4 protein-coding genes and 2 pseudogenes are annotated in these 5,263 nt (G+C 72.9%); 3 read left to right on the top strand and 3 right to left on the bottom strand.

Annotation, left to right across the window (positions count from 1 at the left end):
- Positions 1-68 precede the first annotated feature (68 nt).
- Complete coding sequence (locus tag ABZ281_RS36380; RefSeq protein WP_356662330.1) at positions 69-1,178, top strand: amidohydrolase family protein; 1,110 nt, start codon at positions 69-71, stop codon at positions 1,176-1,178.
- Positions 1,179-1,497: 319 nt separating this feature from the next.
- Positions 1,498-2,154 carry an NAD(P)H-binding protein gene (locus tag ABZ281_RS36385; protein WP_356662328.1) on the top strand — a complete coding sequence of 219 codons (657 nt, stop codon included), beginning with the start codon at positions 1,498-1,500 and terminating at the stop codon, positions 2,152-2,154.
- Between the two features lie 32 nt (positions 2,155-2,186).
- Here the strand turns inward: ABZ281_RS36385 and ABZ281_RS36390 are convergent, their stop codons facing one another.
- Positions 2,187-2,399 (bottom strand): hypothetical protein, encoded by a 213-nt coding sequence (locus tag ABZ281_RS36390; protein WP_030839769.1) that lies wholly within the window; start codon positions 2,397-2,399, stop codon positions 2,187-2,189.
- A 131-nt stretch (positions 2,400-2,530) separates the two neighbouring features.
- On the opposite strand from ABZ281_RS36390, the pseudogene ABZ281_RS36395 reads away from it, so the two are divergent.
- A pseudogene (locus ABZ281_RS36395) lies at positions 2,531-2,812 on the top strand (MFS transporter); the annotation flags it as partial.
- A gap of 379 nt (positions 2,813-3,191) precedes the next feature.
- On the opposite strand, the gene ABZ281_RS36400 reads toward ABZ281_RS36395, so the two are convergent.
- Both ABZ281_RS36400 and ABZ281_RS36405 read right to left on the bottom strand, forming a co-directional pair.
- A complete protein-coding gene (locus ABZ281_RS36400; RefSeq protein WP_356662329.1) occupies positions 3,192-4,682 on the bottom strand; it encodes an FAD-dependent monooxygenase in 1,491 nt (496 codons plus the stop codon).
- 248 nt (positions 4,683-4,930) lie between these two features.
- A pseudogene (locus tag ABZ281_RS36405) lies at positions 4,931-5,263 on the bottom strand (CAP domain-containing protein); the annotation flags it as partial.

The raw sequence follows: 5,263 nt of genomic DNA on the forward strand, positions 1-5,263 counted from the left end.
ACTTCTTCGGCACGGCCGCCGTGCACCGCTGTCTGCCGCCGCTGCTCGCCGTGGTGACCAGCTGGCTGATGGCCATCCCTGACCTCGTCACAGGCACGCGCGCGTGCCGGGCACGCGTGGACCTCGGCGGCTATCTGCTGCTGCCGGCCCCGGCCGAGCCGCACGCCCACGCCGACACGGCCCTGTCGGCCGACGCCGAAGGGCCGGTCTCCTACCAGCCGCAGGACGTGCAGCGCCGGGCGACGGAGGCCGCGCTGCTCCAGCTCGGGCACGGGGCGACGGCGATGCGGGCGCACGTGCGCGTGGGGGACGTGCAGGGGCTGGGCGCGCTGGAGGCCGTACTGCAGGCGCGGCGGGCGCTGCGCGGACTGGCGGAGCTGACGACGGTGGCGATGCCCCGGGTGCTGACCGGGGTGGCCGGCGCGGACGGACTGGCGATGCTGCGGGACGCGGTGAAGATGGGTGCCTCGGTGGTGGGCGGGCGGCCGGACCTCGACCCGGACCCGACGGGGTACGTGGAGGCGGTCCTGCAGTTGGCCTCCGAGCACGGCTGCCCCGTCGATCTGCACACGGACGCCGGCGACCCGGCCCGGCTGGCCCGGTTCGCGGCGATGGCGGGCGGACTGCGCCCCGGGGTGACCCTCAGCCCGTGCGGCGACCTCGGCAGGATGCCCTCCGAGGTGGCCTCGCGGACGGCCGACCAACTCGCGGCGGCCGGAGTGGCGGTGGTGTGCCTGCCGCAGGGCGGCTGCGGTGGCGCCGACCGGCGGGGGGCGGCTCCGGTACGGCTGCTGCGCGCGGCCGGGGTGCTCGTGGCCGCCGGGAGCGGGGCACTGCGGGACGTGTCCAACCCGGTGGGGCGTGGCGACCCTCTGGAGGCGGCTTTCCTGCTGGCCTCGCGCTACGGCCTGCCGCCCGAGGAGGCCTACGACGCGGTGAGCGCGTCGGCGCGGGCGGGGCTGGGGCTGTCCGAGGTGCGGGTGGAGGCGGGATTCCCGGCCGAGTTGCTCGCGGTGCGCGGGGAGCGGCTCGCGGGGGTGTTGTCGCTGGCGTACAGCCGGATCGTCGTGCACCAGGGGCGCGTGGTGGCGCGGACCAGCGCGGTGCGCGAGTACTGCAGTTCGGCGGCTTCGGTAGAGCTGGGGCTGCCACGGCAGGGGCGGGGCGAACTGCCGTAGGGCCTGCGGCGGAGTGCGGCCGAAGCGCCGTGGAACCTGCCGCGGGGTGTGGTCGCGGTGGCGTGGAACCTGCCACGGGGTGTGGTCCTGGTGGCGTGGAACCTGCCACGGGGTGTGGTCCTGGTGGCATGGAACCTGCCACGGGGTGTGGTCCTGGTGGCATGGAACCTGCCACGGGGTGTGGTCCTGGTGGCATGGAACCTGCCACGGAGTGCCGTAGAACCCGCGGCGGGGTGGGGGCGAAGTGCCGTGGAACCTGCGGCGTGGTGCGGTCGAAGTCGTGCGGCGGACGGGGCTGTCCGGGCGTACGGTCGAAGGCATGCGCATTGTCATCGCTGGTGGTCATGGTCAGATCGCGTTGCGGCTGGAGCGGCTGCTCGCCGTGCGCGGGGACGAGGTTGCGGGGATCATCCGCAAGGCCGAACAGGCCGACGATCTGCGGGAGGCCGGTGCCGAACCGGTCGTGCTCGACCTGGAGTCGGCGTCCGTGGACGAGGTCGCGGAGCGGCTCAGGGGCGCCGACGCGGCGGTCTTCGCGGCGGGCGCGGGCCCGGGCAGCGGGGTGGCCCGCAAGGACACGGTGGACAAGGCCGCGGCGGTCCTCTTCGCGGACGCGGCGGTGAACGCGGGCGTACGGCGCTTCGTGATCGTGTCATCCATGGGCGCGGACCCGCGCCACCAGGGTGACGAGATCTTCGACGTGTATCTGCGCGCCAAGGGCGAGGCGGACGCGTACGTGCGCGGGCTGGACGCCTTGGACTGGACGATCCTGCGTCCCGGTCAGCTCACCGACGACGCCGGCACCGGTCTCGTCCGCCTGGAGGCGCGTACGGGCCGCGGCCCGATCCCGCGCGACGACGTGGCCGCCGTACTGGCGGAGCTGGTGGACACCTCCGCGACGGCCGGGCTCACTCTGGAGCTGATCAGCGGGTCGGCGCCGGTGTCGGTGGCCGTGAAGTCGGTGGCGGGGAACTGACGTCGGCGGTCGGCCGCACGGTCGGGGCCGCCCTAGAACAGCGGTAGTTGGCCGGGGAAGTCCGGGACCGTGTAGCCGTCCAACGAGGGTTGCTCAGGGCCCGGGCGGGCCTGGCGGCGGGAGCCCGGGCATGAGGTGAGTTCGCCGTGCTCGCGAGCGCCGGGCGGGTCGTGGCGCGCGTAGCGCCCGGCGACGACGGCGATCTCGCGGCGGCACTCGGGGCAGACTCTGCGGCGGGAGGACATGGGGCAAGTGTGCCGCGCGGGCGGGCCGGACATACCTCTCCCCTGCGGAGGCTGCCCCTCTTCGTGGCACCCCGGACCACTGGGCCCCCGGGCATTCAATCAGGTTGCTTAAGTCAATCAATTAGCTTGGCCTGGTCGGGTCGTGCTGCCCTCGACGCCCCTACGGAGGCCCGGCCACGTCCCACGCCCTTCCCCGACCTGCCGACACCGGGGGCCCCGCGGCACCACGGGCGAACGCCGTCGTCGCGGTCCTGGCCTTCGGCGGGATCGTGGTCTCGCTGATGCAGACCCTGGTCATCCCGATCGTCCCTGACCTCCCCCGGCTGCTGAACGCCCCGGCCTCGGACACCGCCTGGGCCGCCACGCTGCTCGCCGCCGCCGTCGCCACACCGATGACGGGCCGGCTCGGCGACACGGACCTCGGGCGTACGCCGCTGCCGTCCCAGGACGGGTTCAAGGTCGTCCTGGCCATCGGGGCCGGGGCCGCGCTGCTCGCCTTCGCGGTCGCCTCGTTCATTTTGCGGCAGCGGGGGCGGAAGCGGGGGTGGCCGAGGTGCCGGGGGCGGCGGGGGCTCCGGTTTCGGTGGGTGAGCAGCCGGTCGGCGAAGCAGCGATTGCCGAGGGGACGGTTGCCGAAGCACGTCCCGGGCGGCGTCGCTGACGACCCCGGGCAACGGCGTGGACGACCACGACATCGAACCCGCCCACGCCGGGGAATAGTCGCGGGTGGGTCGGGTGGGGTCGCGGGCGGGGTGCTCGAACCGCCCCACCCCACCGGCCGTTCACGCTCACTCAACCGGTTGCCGCTCCGAACCACCGCGGCAACCGGTCGACCAGTTCCCGCTGGTCCTGGCCGGCCCAGGCCACATGGCCGTCCGGCCGGAGCAGCACCGCGGGCACGTCGAGTTCCTCGCTCACGTCCACGACGTGGTCGACCCGGTCCGACCAGCCCGCCGCCGAAAGCCTGCCACCTGTCTGGTCGAGCAGCAGTCCGCGGCCGCCGCGCATCTGCTCGTAGAGGCGACCTCGCTTCAACCGGACGTCCCGCAGCCGCCGACCGAGCAGTTCGTGGCCTGCGCCCACGTCTTCGTGGCCTGCACCGTAATCTTTGTGGCCTGCGCCGACGTCTTTGTCGCCAGTGCCGAAGTCGTAGCGGACGGCGATCGCGGTGATCTTCTCGATCAGGTACCGGTTCACCTCCTCGAAGTCCATCAGCTCCGCGAGCAGCCGGCGCACGGCCTGCGGCCCCGGTTCCGGCGACAGCAGCTGCATCTGCGCGCGGGTGTTGTCCAGCACGGCGGCGGCCACCGGGTGGCGTTCGGTGTGGTAGCTGTCCAGCAGGCCCTCCGGTGCCCAGCCGCGCAGTTCGGCGGCCAGTTTCCAGCCGAGGTTGAACGCGTCCTGGATGCCGAGGTTGAGCCCCTGCCCGCCGGTCGGCGGGTGGATGTGCGCGGCGTCGCCGGCCAGCAGGACCCGGTCCACGCGGTAGCGCTCGGCCAGCCGGGTGGCATCGCCGAAACGGGAGAGCCAGCGCGGGGAGTGCACGCCGAAGTCGGTGCCGGCGAACTTCCGCAGCTGCTGCTTGAACTCCTCGATGGTCGGCGGGACCGTGCGGTCCTCGGCCACTCCCTCGGCGGGCACGATGACCCGGTGCACCCCGTTCTCCAACGGCATGGCCCCGAACCGGAAGTGGGTCCTGCGGACCTCGGCCGTCACGGCCGCCAGCTTCTCCGGCGACGCGGTCAGCTCCATCTCGCCCAGCAGCGTCTCTACCCTGGAGGGCTCACCGGGGAAGCCGACGCCGAGCAGCTTGCGCACCGTGCTGCGGCCGCCGTCGCAACCGACGAGGTAGCGGGAGCGCAGCCGTGTGCCGTCGGCCAGGTCGGCGGTCACGCCGTCGCCGTCCTGGCTCAGCCCGGCCAGGGCGCAGCCGCGCCGGATCTCGGCGCCGAGCTCGGCGGCGTGCTCGGCCAGGAGACGGTCGGTGACGGGCTGCGGGATGCCGAGGACATACCCATGTGCGGTGTCCAGCCGGTCGGGTGACGGTTTGGTGAGGCCGGCGAATCCGCCGACCGGGTGCGTCCTGCCCTCGGCGAGGAACCGCTCCAGCAGACCGCGCTGGTCCAGCACCTCGATGCTGCGTACGTGGAGTCCGAGTGCGCGAACGTACGGGGTCGGCTCCGCCTCCTTCTCCAGCACGAGTACATCCACGCCGTGCAGCCGCAGCTCCCCGGCCAGCATCATTCCGGTCGGGCCACCGCCGGCAATGATCACATCAATCAAGGCAGACCCCTATTTTCGCCTGTTTCCGGCTTCAGGTCGGAGATTCTGCGGCACAACGGGGGCCTTGCCGCAAGGCCCCCCATGCGCTATAGGTTGAGAGTGGCAAGGAGCGGATGACTCCTTGCCTTTCCTATTGGATGACTCCTTGCCTTTCCTATTGGTCCCTCTCCCCCTTCCTTTACGAAAAGGGCTGAGGGCAACGGCGTGTGGTGTGGCATGAGGTGTACCGGGTGAGGGCAGTGGCCGGCTCAGTAACCGGTGGCCAGGTCCAGCGTCCACCAGGGTCCCCCGCGGCCGCTCGCGACGCCGACCCCCGCATGGGTGTAACGGCAGGTCAGGATGATGTCCCGCTGCTCGGGGCTGTCGATCCAGGTGCGGACGGCGGACCCGGAAGTGCCGGGGCCGGCGGCGATGTAGCCGGGGGTAGCCGGCGTCCCGCATTCGCGCGGCCGGGCTGCTGCCGTCGCTGCCGGTGTGGGTGAGTCGCTGGCTTCGGGCCATGCCGGCGCTGTGTCTCTGGGCGGCGCGGTTGAGGGAGGTCCGGAGCCGCAGGGGTCTGCAATCGGCCTGGGCGCGCTGCC

The organism is Streptomyces sp. NPDC006265 (assembly GCF_040613555.1).
In the GTDB taxonomy this organism is placed as follows: Bacteria; Actinomycetota; Actinomycetes; order Streptomycetales; family Streptomycetaceae; genus Streptomyces.